The organism is Peptostreptococcus faecalis (assembly GCF_900240845.1).
Lineage (GTDB): Bacteria > Bacillota > Clostridia > Peptostreptococcales > Peptostreptococcaceae > Peptostreptococcus > Peptostreptococcus faecalis.
Genome location: NZ_OERU01000001.1, coordinates 483,735 through 502,284, shown reverse-complemented (window position 1 = coordinate 502,284; position 18,550 = coordinate 483,735). Strand labels below are relative to the sequence as shown.

General features: G+C 31.5%; 18 protein-coding genes, 1 tRNA gene and 1 other RNA gene. 3 read left to right on the top strand and 17 right to left on the bottom strand.

Translation table 11 applies throughout. From position 1 onward, the window contains the following. Positions 1–2 precede the first annotated feature (2 nt). The 13 genes from mreB to polA all read right to left on the bottom strand — a co-directional run bounded on the left by mreB (position 3) and on the right by polA (position 13,263). Positions 3–1,052: a rod shape-determining protein gene (gene mreB / locus C0982_RS02350; protein ID WP_101772615.1), complete on the bottom strand. Its 1,050-nt coding sequence runs from the start codon at positions 1,050–1,052 to the stop codon at positions 3–5. A gap of 172 nt (positions 1,053–1,224) precedes the next feature. Beyond that, positions 1,225–1,905: a RadC family protein gene (gene radC / locus C0982_RS02345; RefSeq protein WP_242961474.1), complete on the bottom strand. Its 681-nt coding sequence runs from the start codon at positions 1,903–1,905 to the stop codon at positions 1,225–1,227. Between the two features lie 159 nt (positions 1,906–2,064). Then, entirely contained in the window at positions 2,065–2,916 is an 852-nt protein-coding gene (gene rnfB / locus C0982_RS02340; RefSeq protein WP_101772614.1) for an RnfABCDGE type electron transport complex subunit B, read from the bottom strand. A 15-nt stretch (positions 2,917–2,931) separates the two neighbouring features. Continuing rightward, positions 2,932–3,507 (bottom strand): electron transport complex subunit RsxA, encoded by a 576-nt coding sequence (rsxA, locus tag C0982_RS02335; protein WP_101772613.1) that lies wholly within the window; start codon positions 3,505–3,507, stop codon positions 2,932–2,934. 13 nt (positions 3,508–3,520) lie between these two features. Beyond that, positions 3,521–4,114 carry an electron transport complex subunit RsxE gene (gene rsxE / locus C0982_RS02330; protein WP_101772612.1) on the bottom strand — a complete coding sequence of 198 codons (594 nt, stop codon included), beginning with the start codon at positions 4,112–4,114 and terminating at the stop codon, positions 3,521–3,523. An 11-nt stretch (positions 4,115–4,125) separates the two neighbouring features. Beyond that, positions 4,126–4,695, bottom strand: coding sequence for an RnfABCDGE type electron transport complex subunit G (locus tag C0982_RS02325; protein WP_101772611.1), 570 nt, complete (start codon positions 4,693–4,695; stop codon positions 4,126–4,128). Then, positions 4,695–5,678 (bottom strand): RnfABCDGE type electron transport complex subunit D, encoded by a 984-nt coding sequence (locus C0982_RS02320; protein WP_180946845.1) that lies wholly within the window; start codon positions 5,676–5,678, stop codon positions 4,695–4,697. The genes C0982_RS02325 and C0982_RS02320 overlap by 1 nt, the downstream gene beginning before the upstream one ends. Before the next feature lie 18 nt (positions 5,679–5,696). Next, positions 5,697–7,040 (bottom strand): electron transport complex subunit RsxC, encoded by a 1,344-nt coding sequence (gene rsxC, locus C0982_RS02315; RefSeq protein WP_101772609.1) that lies wholly within the window; start codon positions 7,038–7,040, stop codon positions 5,697–5,699. Between the two features lie 305 nt (positions 7,041–7,345). Then, positions 7,346–8,887: a C40 family peptidase gene (locus C0982_RS02310; protein ID WP_242961472.1), complete on the bottom strand. Its 1,542-nt coding sequence runs from the start codon at positions 8,885–8,887 to the stop codon at positions 7,346–7,348. 271 nt (positions 8,888–9,158) lie between these two features. Continuing rightward, a complete protein-coding gene (locus C0982_RS02300) occupies positions 9,159–9,371 on the bottom strand; it encodes a heavy-metal-associated domain-containing protein (protein ID WP_101772608.1) in 213 nt (70 codons plus the stop codon). A gap of 58 nt (positions 9,372–9,429) precedes the next feature. Next, positions 9,430–9,981, bottom strand: coding sequence for a lytic transglycosylase domain-containing protein (locus tag C0982_RS02295; protein ID WP_330399758.1), 552 nt, complete (start codon positions 9,979–9,981; stop codon positions 9,430–9,432). 1 nt (position 9,982) lies between these two features. After that, positions 9,983–10,600, bottom strand: coding sequence for a dephospho-CoA kinase (gene coaE, locus C0982_RS02290; RefSeq protein WP_101772606.1), 618 nt, complete (start codon positions 10,598–10,600; stop codon positions 9,983–9,985). A 14-nt stretch (positions 10,601–10,614) separates the two neighbouring features. Further along, positions 10,615–13,263, bottom strand: a complete 2,649-nt coding sequence (gene polA, locus C0982_RS02285; protein ID WP_101772605.1) for a DNA polymerase I — start codon at positions 13,261–13,263, stop codon at positions 10,615–10,617. Positions 13,264–13,642: 379 nt separating this feature from the next. Here polA and C0982_RS02280 point away from each other — a divergent pair. Both C0982_RS02280 and C0982_RS02275 read left to right on the top strand, forming a co-directional pair. Beyond that, positions 13,643–13,726 (top strand) — tRNA-Leu (locus C0982_RS02280). 98 nt (positions 13,727–13,824) lie between these two features. Then, positions 13,825–14,751 (top strand): selenium metabolism-associated LysR family transcriptional regulator, encoded by a 927-nt coding sequence (locus tag C0982_RS02275; protein ID WP_101772604.1) that lies wholly within the window; start codon positions 13,825–13,827, stop codon positions 14,749–14,751. Between the two features lie 91 nt (positions 14,752–14,842). Here C0982_RS02275 and C0982_RS02270 read toward each other — a convergent pair whose 3' ends face one another. The 4 genes from C0982_RS02270 to C0982_RS02255 all read right to left on the bottom strand — a co-directional run bounded on the left by C0982_RS02270 (position 14,843) and on the right by C0982_RS02255 (position 17,991). Then, positions 14,843–15,046 carry a DUF896 domain-containing protein gene (locus C0982_RS02270; RefSeq protein ID WP_101772603.1) on the bottom strand — a complete coding sequence of 68 codons (204 nt, stop codon included), beginning with the start codon at positions 15,044–15,046 and terminating at the stop codon, positions 14,843–14,845. A gap of 107 nt (positions 15,047–15,153) precedes the next feature. Further along, entirely contained in the window at positions 15,154–16,551 is a 1,398-nt protein-coding gene (pdxR, locus tag C0982_RS02265) for a MocR-like pyridoxine biosynthesis transcription factor PdxR (protein ID WP_101772602.1), read from the bottom strand. Positions 16,552–16,622: 71 nt separating this feature from the next. After that, positions 16,623–16,811: non-coding RNA, 6S RNA (ssrS, locus tag C0982_RS02260), on the bottom strand. Positions 16,812–16,968: 157 nt separating this feature from the next. Further along, on the bottom strand, positions 16,969–17,991 hold the full coding sequence (locus tag C0982_RS02255) for a LacI family DNA-binding transcriptional regulator (protein ID WP_101772601.1): 1,023 nt from the start codon (positions 17,989–17,991) through the stop codon (positions 16,969–16,971). Positions 17,992–18,258: 267 nt separating this feature from the next. Between C0982_RS02255 and acpP the strand changes: the two genes are divergently transcribed. Beyond that, positions 18,259–18,489 carry an acyl carrier protein gene (gene acpP / locus C0982_RS02250; protein WP_101772600.1) on the top strand — a complete coding sequence of 77 codons (231 nt, stop codon included), beginning with the start codon at positions 18,259–18,261 and terminating at the stop codon, positions 18,487–18,489. Positions 18,490–18,550: the final 61 nt, after the last annotated feature.

Genomic DNA, 18,550 nt, shown 5'->3' with positions numbered 1-18,550 from the left:
AACTATCTTTCAGAATTCATCATAACTATACTTTGAAATATATCTTTATTTTCTATTGCTTTTCCAGCACCCATTGCAACGCATTGAAGAGGATTTTCCGCAACTATTACGTCTAAAGAAGTCTCTGATTGTATTAATTTATCTAATCCTCTAAGAAGAGACCCTCCTCCTGTAAGGAATATTCCCTTATCCATTATATCAGAAGCTAGTTCTGGCGGAGTATTCTCTAGTGTAGTTCTAATTCCCTCTACCACTTCGGCAATACTTTCTCTAAGAGCTTCTCTAATTTCTGTAGAACCTATTGTTATAGTTCTAGGTAATCCAGTCAAAATATCTCTTCCGCTTACAGTCATTTCTATTTCTTTGTCACTTGGATATGCAGATCCAATAGCAAGTTTTATGTTTTCAGCAGTTCTTTTTCCGACTACTATATTGTAATTATTTCTGACAAAATTCTCAATTGACAAGTCAAACTCATCTCCACCTATTCTAATTGAGTTCGCAACTACCACTCCACCTAGAGATATAACAGCAATTTCAGAAGTTCCTCCTCCAATATCTACTATCATATTACCTTCAGGATCATTTACATTCAACCCAGCCCCTATAGCAGCAGCCATTGGTTCATCTAATATAAATACCTCTCTTGCTCCCGACTGTATAGCAGCTTCCTCTATAGCTTTTCTTTCTACTTTTGTAATTCCATAAGGAACACAAATCACTATTCTTGGGCTCACTACACCCTTAGATCCCTTCTGTATAAAATAACTCATCATAGCCTGTGTTGCTTCAAAATCAGAAACTACACCTTCTTTTACAGGATGAATCGCAACGATATTTTCAGGTGTTCTACCTATCATATTTCTTGCTTTATCACCTACTGCTAGAATTTCGTTATTGTCCTCTCTTATTGCAACCACAGATGGTTCATCTACTACTATACCTTGCCCTTTTATATAAACAAGAGTACTGGCTGTTCCCAAGTCAATACCCATATCATTTGTAATTATATTATTAACTTTTGATCCAAAAATTTTACTAAAGAATCCCATGTTATCCTCCTATATTCATTTTCATATAATCAAGTTTCATTATTTCTATTAATTGATTTTACCTTTATATAGTATAACATGAAATGCATATGAGTAGATAATTTTATTATATTTTATGTCAAAAAATAGATATGTAAAATGATAAAAATATTGCAATAAAAGTTAGTTGATTTTATTTTTCATGTTCTTCTAAGCTGTAATAAATTCCATCTCCTATAATTATATGGTCTAATACTTTTATCCCTAATATATCTCCACACTCTCTCATTCTATTTGTGACGTCTATATCTTCATCCGACGGACTAGGATTACCTGAAGGATGATTGTGCATTAGAATTATTGAATTTCCATTTCTTTTTATAGCCTCTACAAAAACTTCTCTCGGATGTACAATTGACTGATTGAGTGTCCCTATGAATACATCTTCATCTGTTATAATTTCGTTTTTTGTGTTTAAAACTATTACTTTAAATACTTCTTTTTTTAGATATCTCATTTCTTGAATATAATACTTATATAAATCATGAGGATTTTTTATGCTATATTTTTCTGGTCTATAGCTAGAAACTCTATTGCCAATTTCTAAAGCAGCTTTTATTACAGTTGCTTTTGAAATCCCTATACCTTCTATTTCACATAGTTGTTCAACTGATAGCTCTTCAAGTCCTCTAATTCCATGCCTGCTTTTTGACAATATTTTTGTACTTAAAGTAATAGCATCATCATTTTTATTTCCTGTCCTAATTAAAATCGACAATAACTCTGCATTTGATAAAAATCTTACACCCTTATTAATTAATTTTTCACGTGGTCGTTCTCTATAATCCATTTCTTTTATACTAAAATAACTCATAAATACCTCCTAAATGCTGTTAATATTATTAATTATTAGTAGGCATATTAAGATTTAGTTATTCAAAAATTATTATATAATCTTCTAAAAGCATTCATCAAAAAAATACCGTAGAACTTATTATAAATAAATTCTACGGTATTATATATTAGTTAAGTTTTACTCAGCTGTTACACTTGCTACATTTTCATCTTTAGCTGGTGCTGCTTGAGCAGGTTTTTTTCTTTCTTTTGGTTTAATTACCTTTGTAGGACACTTCATCGCACATTTGTTACATTGTTTACACTTATCGTAATCAATTTGAGCTAACTTATTTTCAAATATGATAGCATCAAATGGACATTCTTTTTCACAAATTCCACATCCTATACAACCAACTGAACAATTATCTTTAACAGCTTTTCCAAAATCATTTGATTTACATAAAACTGTAACTTCTTTATTTGCTGGTTTACGTTCAATTAACCCCTTTGGACAAATATCTACACATTTACCACAGTTTACACATTTTTCTTCATCTACTACTGCAACACCATCTACAACGTGTATTGCATCAAATGCACAAACCTGCACGCATGTACCTAGTCCTAAACAACCATATGAACAACCTTTAGGCCCTCCGATAAGAACTGCTGCAGCTCTACAATCTTCTATCCCACTGTATTCATACTTTGTTTTTGTCGCTTCGCAAGTACCCTTACATCTCACGTTTGCAACTATTTTATCTCCTGATCCAGCTTCAACACCCATAATAGTAGCAACTTTTTCTGCAACTACTGCGCCTCCGACTGGACAAGCATTTACTGGAGCATCTCCTTTTGCTATAGCTGCTGCTAATCCTCCACAACCTGGAAATCCACAGCCACCACAGTTAGCTCCTGGTAATGCCTCAAGTACTGCTGCTTCTTTTTCATCAACTTCAACTGCAAACTTTTTAGAAGCAATATCAAGGACAATACCAAAGATTAGACCAAGTACTCCTAGCACTATTACCGCATAAATAATAAGCATTCTTTAGTACCTCCTTTATAATTTTATTAATCCTGTAAATCCTAAAAACGCTATTGACATCAAGCTAGCTGATATAAGCGTAATTGGAAATCCTTCAAACGCCTCTTGTATATCTGCTAATTCAAGTCTTTCTCTTATACCTGCAAATATTACTATTGCTAGTGTGAAACCTATACCAGCACCAGTACCATTTATAAGAGTTTCAACTATATTATAACCTTGAGTTATATTTACTATCGCAATACCTAAAACTGCACAGTTTGTAGTAATTAGCGGTAAATATACCCCTAATGCCTGATAAAGAGAAGGTGATGACTTTTTAATAACCATCTCAACAAACTGAACAATCGATGCAATAACTAGTATAAAAGCTATTGTCTGTAGATATCCTAGACCAAAAGAATCTAGAATCATCTGTATGAAATATGTCATTACCGATGCCAATGCCAAAACAAATGTAACTGCAACCCCCATACCTATAGCTGTGTCCGTTTTCTTAGAAACCCCTAAGAATGGACATATACCAAGGAACTGAGATGTAATAACATTGTTAACAAGAACTATGTATAAAAATAATAATATTAGTTTCAATCTCTACACCCCTTTACGCCTTTTTCTTTGTAATCTTATTAAATATAGCCATCAGGAATCCTAATGTAAGAAAGGCTCCTGGAGGAAGAATACACAATAATGTGTTGAAAGTTTCTGGTATAAACACGAAACCAAATAAGCTTCCTGCACCAAGTATTTCTCTTACTGCACCTAAAGCAAAAAGCCCTAGAGTGAAACCAACGCCCATACCAAAACCATCTACAAGTGATGGAAGAGGTTTATTTGAAAACGCAAAACTTTCCGCTCTTGCAAGAATTAAGCAGTTTACAACTATTAGAGGTATGTATATACCCAAAGCTGCATCTAAAGCTGGAACATATGCCTTTAATAGCATCTGTACAATTGAAACAAATGTTGCTATAACTACAACGAAACATGGAATTCTTATCTCGTCAGGAACAATTTTTCTTAGCAGCGATATTGCTAAATTCGAACATGCCAACACTACTGCTGTTGATAATCCCATACCAATACCATTGATTGCAGAGCTTGTCACGGCAAGTGTAGGACACATACCTATTACCTGCACAAAGGTAGGGTTCTCATCGATTATACCATTTTTAAATATTTTACCTAAATTACTCATCTCAGCCCCCCCTATTTATTTACAGCGTTGTATATTTCTATAGCCTCATTTACACCATCAGTTACTGCGTTAGATGTAATAGTTGCTCCAGAAATTGCTTTTACTTTATTTCCACTAGCGACTCCACTTTTTTCAACCTCAATTGGAGTGCTTACCTCTTTGCCCTTGTACTGATCTTTAAATGCTGGATCAGCAGCCTTAGCTCCAAGCCCTGGAGTTTCTGTATTATTACCTACATTTACTCCCATTATCTTTCCATCTTTACTAATTCCTATAGTTAACTCGATATCTCCACCATAACCTTTAGGACTTGTCTTAATTGTATATCCAATTTCATTCGAACCATCTATTCCCTGAAAAACTTCCTTTACAGTAGGAGCATTTGCGCTTGAATACTCTGATTTGTCAATTTCTTTAAAATCTTTCGATCCAGGTAAGACTTGAGTTCTAGCTTCATTATTTGCTTGTAAATCTCTCTGTTCTATTATTGGTTTAGTTATTTCATTTGTTCCTGCAAGTAAAAGTGCCGCAACAGCTGAAAATGCAAATAATGTACCACCCATTTTAACTATACTATTCATTATTTACGCACCTCCCCGAATACTCTGTTGTTTACATATTTATCAATTAGTGGAACTAAACAGTTCGCAAATAATATTGAATATGACACACCTTCTGGGTATCCACCAAAAAGTCTAATACAAGTGGCAATTACAGCTGCTATTGCTGCATATATAACTTGTCCCTTTACAGTCATTGGAGATGTAGTATAATCTGTAAGCATAAAGAATCCACCTAGTAGTAGTCCTCCTGCTAATGCTTGATATATTGCAAACTCTACATTAAATCCGCCTAATAAGAAAGTAAGTATAATTACTATTGCTATGTAAGTTACAGGCATTACATAAGATATAATTCCCTTATATATAAGATATACTCCTCCAAGGATAAGTAATACTGCACAAGTTTCACCTACTGTACCACCTATGTTCCCCATAAACATATCACTTATAGATATACCTGCACTTTGAAGACCTTCAATAGCTTTTGTTGCTGTTGATCCTTCTGCTCCTGATAATTTCATAAAGCTTAACGGTGTTGCTACTGTTGTAGCATCTACATTCGATCCTGGTTTTATCCAAGTAGTCATTGCTACTGGAAATGAAGCCAGTAGAAAAGCTCTACCTGCTAAAGCTGGGTTAAGGAAGTTAAATCCTATACCACCAAATAACATTTTAACAACTACGATTGAGAATACAGAACCCGCTACACACATCCAAATTGGTAAACCAGCTGGCACGTTAAAAGCTAGTAGCAACCCAGTTACTACTGCTGAAAGATCTCCAATAGTTGTTTTTTTCTTCGTTATTTTACAATACGCCCATTCAGAAACTACAGCTCCAATTACACAGGCTAATATTGTTATCAATCCTCTTGCTCTAAAAAAGTATACACCTGCTATCGTTGCTGGCAAAAGTGCAATAAGCACCTGTTTCATTATATACGAAGTATCTTCTTTGGTTCTAATATGAGGTGAAGAAGATACTACAAGTTTATTATTCATCATTTTTCCCCCTAACTATTATTTCTTTTTTTCTGCTGCAGCTTTTCTTCTCTTGGCACCTATTTCTCTTTTTGCCTGTCTAATAGAAGGCAATAAAAGTCTTCTCGCTGGACATATAAATGAACATGATCCACATTCAATACAGTCCATAGCCCTATGTTTTTCTGCTTCATCAAAATTATTCTTAAGTGAATAAGCACTTATAAATAATGGTTGAAGGAATGCTGGACATACATCTGTACACCTTCCACACTTGATACAGTTCATTGGTTCAGGATCTTTTGCTTCTTTTTCATCTAATATTAATATACCTGAAGACCCCTTATTAGTAGATATGTCATCAGTGTATTGAGCAAGACCCATCATTGGTCCACCTGCTATTAACTTACCTGCAGTTACTCCTTCTTTTACTCCACCACATTGCTCCACTAATTCACTGAACTTAGTACCAACTTTAGTTATTAAGTTTTTAGGTTCTTTTATACATGGACCTGTTATTGTAGTGATTCTTTCAACCAAAGGCATACCTTCTTTTATAGCTTTAGCTATTGCTGCAGAAGTTGCAACGTTATCCACTACTGCACCTACTGCAATTGGTAATGCTCCTGAAGGAACTTCTCTACCTGTACATGCATATATAAGCTGTTTTTCAGCACCTTCTGGATATTTAACTTGCAAGCTAACCACTTCAATGTCAGCAAAAGATTTTGCTGCTTCAGTAACATTAGCAATTGCCTCAGGTTTATTTACTTCTATTCCTATAAAACCTTTTTTTACATCTAATGCTTTCATTAATGCTCTCAATCCATACACAACATCTTCTGGATTTTCAACCATTAGCCTATCATCAGCAGTAAGATATGGCTCACATTCTGCTCCATTTAGTATTACATACTCTGCTTTTGAATCTGGTGGAGGAGAAATTTTTACATGGTTAGGGAAGGTAGCTCCACCCATACCTACAATTCCTGCCTCTTTTACAATTTCTACAATGTCTTCCTTACTAAGACTTTCTAAGTCACCTTTAGGTTTTACACTTTCGTGAACCTCTTCTTTGAAATCATTTTCAATGACTACGCACATAGAAGTTCCACCTGGAACACCACTTGGTTTAATAGCTTTAACTACCCCAGATACTGATGAGTGAATGTTTGAAGATACAAACCCTTGAGCTTCACCAATTTTTTGACCCAGTTTTACTTCATCCCCAACTTCTACAATACACTTTGCTGGTGCACCAATATGTTGTTGAAGAGGTATATAAACTGTTTCAGGAGCCTTAGCTCTTTCAATTGGTTTTTTGTTTGCATACTCTTTTCCATATGGAGGATGTATCCCCCCTTTGAAAGTTAAGAGTTTCATTCTGTTACCCCCTATTCTTAACTAATATTAAATTTACCTTAATACTAGTATACTACATTTAGCTATAAATCTTAACAATTGTTAATAAAATAACGTTTTTTATTTAGCATATTTTTCCCTTTTTTAACTACAATAGCATTCGTTGTTATTTTTTTATTGATCATTAAAAAAATCGTATTACATTTGAAAAGATATAGCTGTAGTTTATAAATTATTTATTCAATAAAAAAAGAGGTATTGAAATATCAATACCTCTTATAATATTTTCAATATAATGTTTAATACATATATAAGAATTTACATTATTAGAATCTTCTTGCGCCTAAACATTTTACCCACTTTTCAGAAAGGCTTGAAATCTTTACATATTCAGGATTAGCAGCGCTTCCACTTGCATGTATAAACTTACCATCACCCATATATATACCTACGTGACTTGTAGTTCCTGTACCCATAGTATCAAAATATAGTAAATCTCCTGCAGTTATACTCGCCATTGATACAGCTTTACCTGCTGTAGCCTGAGCCTTAGATACTCTTGGTATAGAAACACCAGCAGCATTTTTATAAACATACTGAGTAAACCCTGAACAGTCAAATCCTGATGTAGTAGTTCCTCCCCAAACATATCTTGTTCCAAGCAATGTTTGAGCGAAATCTACAATTGCATTTCCTGTAGCAGTAGTTCCTGTAGTATTATTTTTATCGTTGCTTGTTTCCTTATTGCTTTCAGTGTTAGTTTTACCACTATCAGTACTAGTAGAACCTGAAGTAGTTGATCTGTTTACATAACTAGCTCCAACATAACCAGTCTGACCATTTGATAATTCTATCTTATACCAACCATTTTCTTCACCAAGTATTTTAACTATACTATTGTGAGCAAGAGTTCCAATAACAGAATTATTCATACCAGCCCCAGATCTTACATTAAGACCTACTGAACTGTTGATTGTTCCTTGATTAGAATTTACTGTTTCTTTATTTTCAGTAGTGTCATTCTTGTTCTCATCAGTTTTTATATTATTTTCATTGTACTCTATTATATTTGTCTTATCTTCTTCTGTAGTCAAATCAATATATTTACCACTTGCCCATCCTGTAGTACCATCTTTTAGTAAAACTTGGTACCATCCATCAGATGATTTTGATATAACTTCAAATATTTCTCCTGTAAAAATAGATCCTACTACTCCATTAGAAGTAGATGGTCCTTTTCTAATGCTCAATTTTGGCACTGAAGATATTTTCGCATTTGATCTAATTGAAAAATCTTTAGTTTCAGCACCTTTTGCGTTTTCATCTGAAAGTTTACTTTCTACAACTATATCTTGACTAGCTTCGTCAACAACTTTGTTGTCTTCAACCGCATTTGATGTAGAAGTAGTTGTAGCAGCATTTACATTAGTTGTAGTTTCCTGCTGATTATCAACAGTAGTATCTTCAACTTCTTCTGCACTTCTTTCGATTCCAACAGCTTGTGCTGTGTTTTCAGCTTTATATTCTGTAACTGTATTATTTTCCTGTACGTTACTCTTTATGTTATTATTTTCAACATTACTATCTGCATTTGTCTGAGATTTGCTTTCATTCCCCGAAACATAATGACCATTAACCCAACCGCTTTGTCCATCATCAGTTTGAATGTTTGTCCATCCGCTATGACTTTCTTTTACAGTTATTTTTGCACCTGTTTTAAGTTCGGAGACCTTATTTGAAGTCGCACTTGGCTGTTCTCTTAGATTAATGTCCGCAGTTGTTTCTACTTGTTCCATCGCACTAGCGTTTGATACTGATATAGCTACTGCAGCTGCACCTAACCCTAACACTGTTATTGCTTTTTTCATCTAAATTCTCACCTCTCATATTCTTTCTTTTGTTATATTCATAAATATTCTTATATTCTTTACTGTCAAATTTCAATAATTCATTATCTATATTTGTGTCCATTTTTTATGGTACATACACATAATACATCATTTTGTTACCGTTGTAAAGGTAAATATTAAAATTTTGTAATATTTAATTTCATTTTTGTAACTATTTGAAGAATATTTAGGAGAAATAAGAACTTTGAGCCTTGTTTTTTGTAACTATTTGTAACTATTTGTAACAAAATTATTTAATTTCTAATAACTTAAAACCTAATTCTTCTACAGCTGCTTTTAATTCATTGTCTGATACATCATCATCCACTACTATGTCGGCAAACCCATCTTCTACACTTATATTTTCTACTTTTAATCCTACTATATCTTCTGTTAGTACCGCATTTAATCCTTTTGCACAGTTTTCACAGTGCATACCACTAATTACTAATCTTTTTTTCATAACAGCCTCCTAATTAAATATATATATTTTCAAACACGCAATAGAGACTCAATATAAATTACTTTTCATATATTTCTTTATATTTTTTATAATTTTCTATTACTTTTCTGGTGTAGTTGGAAGTTTCTCTAAATGGTATATCTTTTAATTTCTTTCCATCATCACTGTAATTATGTGATTGAAGCCACTTTCTAACATTACCAGATCCTCCATTGTATGCCGGAATAACTAAATCAAAATCTTCTTTAAACTCTTTTTTCAACCTTCCTAAATACCATGTCCCTATCATTATATTAGTTTTAGGATCATATATGTCAACTTTTTCTAATTTCAATTCCTTCGCAGCCCACTTAGCGGTTATATCAGTGATTTGCATCAAACCTTTTGCCCCTTTGTTGGAAGTCGCTTTTTCTTTGAATTTACTTTCAGTCTTTATAACACTATACACCAGGTACTTATCTATATTATATTTACGTGAATAATATTCAACATATTTTGAGTATTTAATAGGGTAAAAAACTTTCTCTATTTTTTTATAATTTATACATGACACGATAATTATTAGAACAAGAAGAAAAATAACAGCAAATATATTGCGTTTATTTTTCAATTTAATTTCCTCCATTTCCTATTATCCACTCTTCTATTTTTTTTAACAATGCAGATATGCTCTCTTCCAAAGTTTCTCTAGAATAAGAATTATCTACTACATAGTCAGATCTTTCAATCTTTATTTTTTGATCCATTTGACTATTGATTTTTTTAATGGCGTCTTCTTCACTAATATTGTCTCTTTTAACAACTCTTTTCAGTTGTTCTTCTGGAGAACAATATACTACTATTGTTTTATCTACTATATCGGAAAAATTAGCTTCATACAGTAACGCTGCATCTATAACAATTGCTTTTGATTTATAGCGTTCATCTTCTTCAATAGCTTTTATTCTTTTCTCTACAATTAATTTAATCGCTTTATGTGTTATGGAGTTCAACAGCTTTAACTTTTCATTATCTTCAAAAACTATACTTCCCAGCTTTTTCCGACATATCTTTCCATTTTCAAAAGAATCCGGAAAATTTCCCAACATCTCTTTTATGACATTTTCATCTGCATATATTTCTCTTGTTATTAAATCAGCATCTATAATATAATGACCTTTTTTTTCTAGCTGATTTGAAATACTGCTTTTGCCGCAACCTATATTGCCCGTCAAACCAATCTTAAGCATAATTTATCGCCTCACTACTTAGTTTCGTACCATGAATCACCGACATTTAAGTCGACATCCAAATCTACATTTAAGTTGACTGCATTTTCCATCTCAACTCTTAGAAGATCACTTACAATATCTATTTCATCATCAGTTGCCTCTACAATCAACTCATCATGTACCTGAAGTATTAATTTTGATTTTAATCCTTCTTCTTTTATTCGATTGTACACATTTACCATTGCAATCTTTATAATATCTGCTGCACTACCCTGAATAGGAGCATTCATAGCTGCCCTTTTCCCTCTATTTTTTTCTATAAAATTAGAAGATTTTATTTCAGGTATATATCTTCTTCTATTGAATATAGTCGTTGAATATCCCTTTTCCTCTGCAGAATGTACGATATCATCCATAAATCCTTTTATCTTAGGATATTTTTCAAAATAGCTCGATATATATTCCTTTGCTCTTTTTTGTGATATATCTAAGTCTTGTGCTAATCCAAAATCACTCTTGCCATATATTATACCAAAGTTAACTGCTTTTGCCGCACTTCTTAATTCAGTAGTTACATCATCAAACGCAACGTTAAATACTTGTGAAGCAGTTTTTTTATGTATATCTTCTCCACTTCTAAATGCCTCTATCATATTTTCATCGCCACTCATATGAGCTAAAACTCTCAGTTCAACTTGTGAATAATCCGCATCTACAAGCTTTTTTCCCTTTTCAGACACAAAAACTTTTCTAATCTCTCTACCCATTTGAGTTTTTACAGGGATATTTTGCATATTGGGGTCCGTTGAAGATATTCTCCCAGTTGTAGTAATTGTCTGATTAAATGATGAATGAATCCTTCCATCTATATCATTTACAAGGGCATTTATTCCATCTATATATGTAGACTTTAGTTTCACAACAGAACGATACTCGCTTATTAAATCAATAATAGGACTTTTGTCTCTAAGTTTTTCAAGCACTTCAGCATTAGTAGAATAACCCGTCTTCGTCTTCTTAACTACTGGAAGTTCTAGCTTTTCAAACAGTATTACACCAAGTTGCTTTGGAGAATTTATATTGAACTCTTCACCTGAAATTTCAAATATTTTCTTTTCAGTCTCCTTTATTATTCCCTCAAACTCTAAATCTAGCTCTCCTATTATATTTTCATTTACACATATACCTGTATATTCTAAATCGCCTAAAACTTCAACAAGAGGCATTTCCACATCATAGAACAACATTTCCATATTATCTTCTTTTATTATGTCTCTCATTTTTTCTGTAGTAGCAAACACAGTCGATATTATTCCATATGCGTATTCATCTAGTTTTTCAATTTCTACATCTGCATATGTCACAGCTTTCGCACCTTTGCCTAACAATTCTTCTTTAGACATCACATTTTTATATACATACTTATTAGAAATTGTACTGTGCTCATAAGATGTAGCTGTTTTTGAGTCAATTATATACTCAGCTATTGATATATCAAATCCCATGTTTTTAATTTCCACACCATATGGTCTAAGTGCTATGTATTCTGACTTCAATTCATATCCAATTTTTTCAATATCATCATTTTCTATTAAATCAAATACTTTTGAAATATCATCCCCATTTAAATAATATATTTTCTCTCCGTCTACAGATAAGTATGTTCTATAGATTTTTTTATTTAGTATATTTCCTTCGTGTTCAAATATTTTTATGCATAATTGTGATTTATCAATTACTGTCTTTTTAAAATCTTCTATATTATCCAATTCAAAAATTTCTATGTCCTGCTTTTCTTCTACTTCATCTGAAATCTCGGATAATCTAGAAATCAAGCTATTAAACTTCAAAAATTGAAATTCTTTTATTACATTTTCTGTTTTGTAATCTCCAAATTTCATATCATCTATTTTATAATCCAACTCCACGCTTCTGTGTATTGTTGCCAAATCTTTACTCATTATAGCAAGGTCTTTATTCTCTTCAACCTTAACCTTTTGTGCTCCTTTTAACTCTGAAGTATGCTCTAATAAGTTTTCTACACTACCATATTGTGTAAGAAGTTTTATTCCTGTTTTTTCACCAATTCCAGGAATACCAGGTATATTATCAGACTTATCTCCCATCAATCCCTTTAAATCAATAAATTGATCTGGTGTAAGATTATATCTTTCTATTACACCTTCTCTATCATACTCTTCAACTTCTGCAATACCTTTCTTAGTAATCAAAATTGTAGTTTGATCTGATGCCAACTGAATAGCATCTTTATCACCTGTTACTACATACACTTTACAACCTTGATTTTCAGCGTCTAGAGATACAGTTCCTAATATATCATCGGCTTCATATCCTTCTTTTTCTAATCTATTTATATTCATAGAGTCTAATATTTCTTTTAAAGGTTGCATCTGCATAGCCAACTCATCAGGCATTTTTTTTCTTCCTGCCTTATAGTCTTTATATGCCTCGTGTCTAAATGTTGGTGCTTTCAAATCAAAAGCAACGGATATATATGTCGGTTTGTAAGTTTTTATCATCTTAAACATCATCGTCAAAAATCCATAAACTGCATTTGTTTGCAGCCCTTCTCCATTATCCATTGGAGGTAGTGCAAAAAAAGCTCTATTTATAATAGAATTTCCATCTATAAGTAACATTATTTCTTTTTCTTCTGTCATATATTTCCTCGCTTTCACTTTATACACTCTCATAATTGTTGTTTGCTAATTTAATACAATTTAAATATTTTGTAATAAAGCATAAACACACACTATTTTTTTAATGATTATTCTATAATAAACATTAAATTAAAGTCAATAGTATTATTATTTAAAATGTCCTTAAATAATAATACATATAGCTGACTACAATAAATTATACCATAAATAAAACTTATTTATTATTTTTTTTACTTGTTTTTATTAATCCCATATGATACAATAATTTATGTACTTAAACAGTATATTTTTCTAGTATCGATAAATATTAGAAATAAAATCAACATATCTAGTTATTTAATCAAAGTTTCTAATATTTAGTTATTTTGGTTAAGAGTGAGCCGCTGTGGCGGAATTGGCAGACGCACAGGACTCAAAATCCTGCGATAGCAATATCGTGCCGGTTCGACCCCGGCCAGCGGCACTTTCCGAGACCATAAGGAATATATATTCTTTATGGTCTTTATGTATGCTCGTATCTATCTTATAAGATAATGAAAATTAATGATAAAGGAGAAAGCGATGGACATTAAACAATTAGAGGTCTTCATAACAGTATCCAAGCATGGTAGCTTTTCAAAGGCGGCAAGAGAACTCTTTTTAACACAGCCTACAGTGAGTTCACACATTCAAAATCTAGAAAATGAACTACAAACCGTTTTGTTAAATAGAAGTAATAAAACTATTTCTCTTACAGATTCAGGTGAAATTTTATATAAGCACGCTATAACCATTTTAAATGACTGTAAAAAAGCTATGTATGACATAAAAGAATACTCTGGAAAAATAGAAGGCTCTCTAGAAATAGTATGTAGTTCTATTCCCGAAGCCTATATATTTCCAGAATTTATAAAAAAGTTTTGTGACAAATATCCTAACATCACGTTTACACTAAATCACTGTGACTCCGATTTAGTAGTTCCAGAAATACTTAGCGAGAGAGTCGCATTTGGAATTGTCGGATCTAAACCAAAACATCCTAATATTACGGCTCATCCATTTATAAAGGACGAATTGATACTAATATGCCCAAAGGATTGCAATATTGAAAGCGAAGATGGTTTTGTAGATCCAAGCATATTGAAAAAACTTACATTCTTGCTTAGAAAAGAAGGCTCTGGTACTAGAAATGTAATGGCTCATGCACTAGAAAAACAATCAATCAAGGTATCAAATCTTAACGTAAGAGCACATTCTGAGTCTAATGAAGCTATAATAGAAATGGTACAAGCTGGAATAGGCTGTTCATTTGTTTCAAAAAGATCCGTTGAAGGCAAAATCGCTAGAGGAGAAATAAAAGGATATAAAGTCAAAAATATAGATTTATCTAGAAATTTCTACTTATTATTCTCTAAAAAGAAGATTTTCACACCTACTGAAAGTAAATTCTTAGAATATTTTTGTGAAAATTATTCTCTATGCGACACACCATCATACAATAAATTTTAAAGTTTAAAATATAATATTTTCAATAAAAAAATGTAGAAAACACCATTTTGTGCTTTCTACATTTTTTATTGTACTTTTTTATCGCTACTTATTAATTAACTTCAGTTTCCGGTGTTACAACTGTAATACCTTCTAATTGCTGTCTAAATCCTGCTCTAAAATTTTCAAGAAACTCTGTTCTTAATATTTTTCTTTCTTTATGTTCTTCTTCAGTTAATTCTCTACTTTTTGCAATCTTTGCTAATTCATTTATCCTAGCTAATTTTACTTTATCAAACTCATTTGATATATCCATATAATTACCTCCTTATATCAAATATATTACAATCTCAATTAAATTACACATACAATACCAAACTATACTACTTTTTTTTTAGTTTGTCAAATGTATTTAGGTAGTATTTACCCACTAAATTTAGTATAAAACAAATCCAAATTATCAGAGATTATATCTATCGCCTTTTTGATTCTTTCAGTGGATTCTCTTGCTATATTTACTCTAAAAAATCTGTCATCAATTTCATTATCATAGTATATTGATCCAGGCTGTACAGCGACTCCCTTATCTAATATAAAACCCACAAAATCTCTTGAATAATATCCTCTTTTTAATTCTAAAAAGAAGTTTATACCTCCGTCAGTTTTTATAAGTTTTAATTTTTTACAAAGTTTTTTCTCTATATACTCTTGGACCTCATTAAATTTACGAGTATATATTTTTTCCACAGAGCTTATGTGTTTTTTCCAATTAAATCTATCCATATAGTAAAATAAAGATTTTTGAATTAAAGTTGATGTAGATATATCTGAGCTGTATTTAGAAATCGCTACCCTTTCAATCAACTCTGATGGAACATCCATAATACCAACCCTTAATCCTGGCATTAGTATTTTAGAAAAACTCTTTATATAAATTACTCTATTGTAAATATCATAACTTTTTACAGTTCTATTATTCTCAGAATTAAATTTAAAGTCACTTATAAAGTCATCTTCTAAAATATAAAAGTCGTACTCCTCTGCAAGCTCTACTATTTTCTTCTTTTTATATTCTGAATATGATATTCCCGTAGGATTCTGAAAATTAGGCATTATATATACTAATTTAGGCATAATTTTTTCTATTTTAAGCTTTAAAATACCTATGTCTATTCCATCATCTAACATTGGTATAGGAACTATTTTCGCTCCCCTACCCTTTAAAATATTTATCGCACCTGAATATGTAGGTTCTTCAATAAAAACCACATCGGAATAATTAATCAAAGCTTTTGAAATAATATCAATTCCTTGTTGTGCTCCAGAAATTATAAATAAATTATCCACACTAGACTTTATGCAAAAATCATTCAAATATTTTATCATAACTTCCTTGAGTTCTAAAATACCAGTTCCATCATCATAATCAAATACATTGTAAGAATCTTCATTAAGGGCTATATTAATAGCTTTTTTAAAGTCATCTATTGGAAATATATCCGCAGATGGATTCCCTGTATCCAGTCTATATAAATTTTCATTTTCTTTAAGCTCTAATCTAGAATATTTTTCATGTTTACCCGATACAAATGTACCGCTTCCCATCCTTTTATTAACATAACCTTCTGAATCTAATAGTTGGTATGCTTTTACTATGGTCACACTGTTTACATCGAGGTAATCTGCCAATTTTCTAATTGGAGGTAACTTATCTCCTGTTTTCAATTCTCCATCATTTATTATTTCTTTGATTTTATTATAAATTTGAAGGTATTTACTTTCATTCTTGTCAAAAAATATATCATACTTTTGAATATCCATACTAACCTCCATTATTGCTTCCCAAATTTAAAAATCTCTATAAAATAAGAGTGTTGCCAAAGGCAACACTCTTATTCCCCAAAACACCGCAGACCAATTAAATTCAGCCTGAGTTTCACCCAGGTGGGTGATCTGCCCTATATTTTCTGAAATCCCATGTTTCTTGAGATGAGCTTATCTTACTTGTATATGAACCGAATCTCCCGTATAAAATGTGTTGGTTGAATTTATATATGATCCAGCGTATGTTCCAGTTCTTATTTACATTATATAACATACATAGTATTTTATCAATATAAATATTAATACTTAAATAATCTTAAAAAATATATTAGTTTTTATATTTACATTTTTTTCATATTGTATACAAGCATATATCCATAAATATATAGCTCTTTTCATATTATATTTCTATGATTATTTATTTCTGTCAAGAACACTTTCTCTTTCAATAATGCTATATGGAAGTTCTACTCTTTTTTCTTCTATTTCTTCACCATTTATCATTTTTATTACGACTCTAGTCGCAACTGCTCCTAAGTCAAATAGAGGCTGATTTACTGTAGTTAATTTTGGTCTATATACTTTTGAAAGTTTTATGTCGTTAAATCCTGCAACAGATATATCATTCGGAACATTATATCCACTGTCAAAACAAGCGTTTATAGCCGCAATAGCTGCTATGTCGCTAGTAGCAAATATAGCATCTGGAATTATATTCGACTCTAGCATATTTTTCACTGAGTCATATCCATCCGAATAACTTGATCCACAGTGTATTACTAGATTTTCATCAAATTTCATATTGTTTTTTTCAAGTGCAACCTTGTACCCTGCTATCCTTTGGTCTACTTCGTTTTCTTGCATATGGCTTGTTGCTACTAAAGCAATCTTTTTATGAGCTTTGTCAATTAAATATTGAGTCATATCTTTTGCTGCTGGCTCGTTTTGTGTAGAAACACTATATATATCAAAGTCTCTTGCTGTTTTACTTATATATATAGCAGGTATTCCAGTATTTTTCATTACTTCAACTGTATGTTCATCTATATCCCAAGAAACAATAATCATCGCTTCAACTTGTTTTGCTCTAAGTATATTTATGCTTTTTATTTCAAGTTCTCTCTCTGAATATGTATTAGCTAATAATATATCGTAATTATACATCTTAGATACTTCTTCTATTCCGTTTAATACTTCAGCAGAAAAAGTATCTGTTAATTCTGGTACTATTACTCCTAATAGCTGGCTTTTCTTTGTAACCAAGCTTCTAGCTAGCGGATTCGGAACATATCCAGTTTCTTTTATTACATCCAGTACCCTCTGCTTTACTTCACTTGTAACCGGCTTAGAATCATTTATTACTCTAGATACTGTAGAAATAGATACACCTGCTTTTTTTGCTACATCTTTTATTGTAGTTGGTTTTTTTATTGACATTAATTATTTTCCCCTTTCTTAAAAAGCAAAGTTTTTTACATTGTATCTCAAAATACTTAGAGATAAATCATATTATATACTTTACTTTATTTTCACTTTATTCCGTTCTTATGATAAGGATTTCCATCTTATTTTCCATTATATACTATTGACAAAAATAAATATAGTTGTTTTATGTATTTTTTATTGAAAAATACTCCATTATATATTAATATACTCTTATAAAGCTTATGCTTACATTTCTTTTTAAAATAATAGGAGGTTTTTATGTTTGAGAGAATCAAAGAAATCATTGTTGAACAATTAAACGTAGATGATGATAACTTTATTGATCTTGATACAGACCTTCAAGAGGATTTAGATGCAGATTCTCTTGATGCTGTAGAAATTATTATGAATATCGAAGAAGAATTCGATATTAAAATTCCAGATGAGGATATCAATGATATTAAAACAATTGGTGATATCATCAAATATATCGAAGACGAAAAAAAATAGTATTAAAACCTAAAAATGGGACAAATAGTCCCATTTTTTGGATTTTATAATTATTTTTAAG

Coding starts and splice junctions, on each gene's coding strand:
- rsxE (WP_101772612.1), bottom strand. CDS start 4,114: ATGAGTAATTTAGGTAAAATATTTAAAAATGGTATAATCGATGAGAAC.
- C0982_RS02270 (WP_101772603.1), bottom strand. CDS start 15,046: ATGGATATATCAAATGAGTTTGATAAAGTAAAATTAGCTAGGATAAAT.
- mreB (WP_101772615.1), bottom strand. CDS start 1,052: ATGGGATTCTTTAGTAAAATTTTTGGATCAAAAGTTAATAATATAATT.
- acpP (WP_101772600.1), top strand. CDS start 18,259: ATGTTTGAGAGAATCAAAGAAATCATTGTTGAACAATTAAACGTAGAT.
- rsxC (WP_101772609.1), bottom strand. CDS start 7,040: ATGAAACTCTTAACTTTCAAAGGGGGGATACATCCTCCATATGGAAAA.
- rnfB (WP_101772614.1), bottom strand. CDS start 2,916: ATGCTTATTATTTATGCGGTAATAGTGCTAGGAGTACTTGGTCTAATC.
- C0982_RS02325 (WP_101772611.1), bottom strand. CDS start 4,695: ATGAATAGTATAGTTAAAATGGGTGGTACATTATTTGCATTTTCAGCT.
- radC (WP_242961474.1), bottom strand. CDS start 1,905: ATGAGTTATTTTAGTATAAAAGAAATGGATTATAGAGAACGACCACGT.
- coaE (WP_101772606.1), bottom strand. CDS start 10,600: ATGCTTAAGATTGGTTTGACGGGCAATATAGGTTGCGGCAAAAGCAGT.
- C0982_RS02320 (WP_180946845.1), bottom strand. CDS start 5,678: ATGAATAATAAACTTGTAGTATCTTCTTCACCTCATATTAGAACCAAA.
- C0982_RS02300 (WP_101772608.1), bottom strand. CDS start 9,371: ATGAAAAAAAGATTAGTAATTAGTGGTATGCACTGTGAAAACTGTGCA.
- C0982_RS02255 (WP_101772601.1), bottom strand. CDS start 17,991: ATGTCAATAAAAAAACCAACTACAATAAAAGATGTAGCAAAAAAAGCA.
- C0982_RS02275 (WP_101772604.1), top strand. CDS start 13,825: ATGGACATTAAACAATTAGAGGTCTTCATAACAGTATCCAAGCATGGT.
- polA (WP_101772605.1), bottom strand. CDS start 13,263: ATGACAGAAGAAAAAGAAATAATGTTACTTATAGATGGAAATTCTATT.
- C0982_RS02310 (WP_242961472.1), bottom strand. CDS start 8,887: ATGAAAAAAGCAATAACAGTGTTAGGGTTAGGTGCAGCTGCAGTAGCT.
- pdxR (WP_101772602.1), bottom strand. CDS start 16,551: ATGGATATTCAAAAGTATGATATATTTTTTGACAAGAATGAAAGTAAA.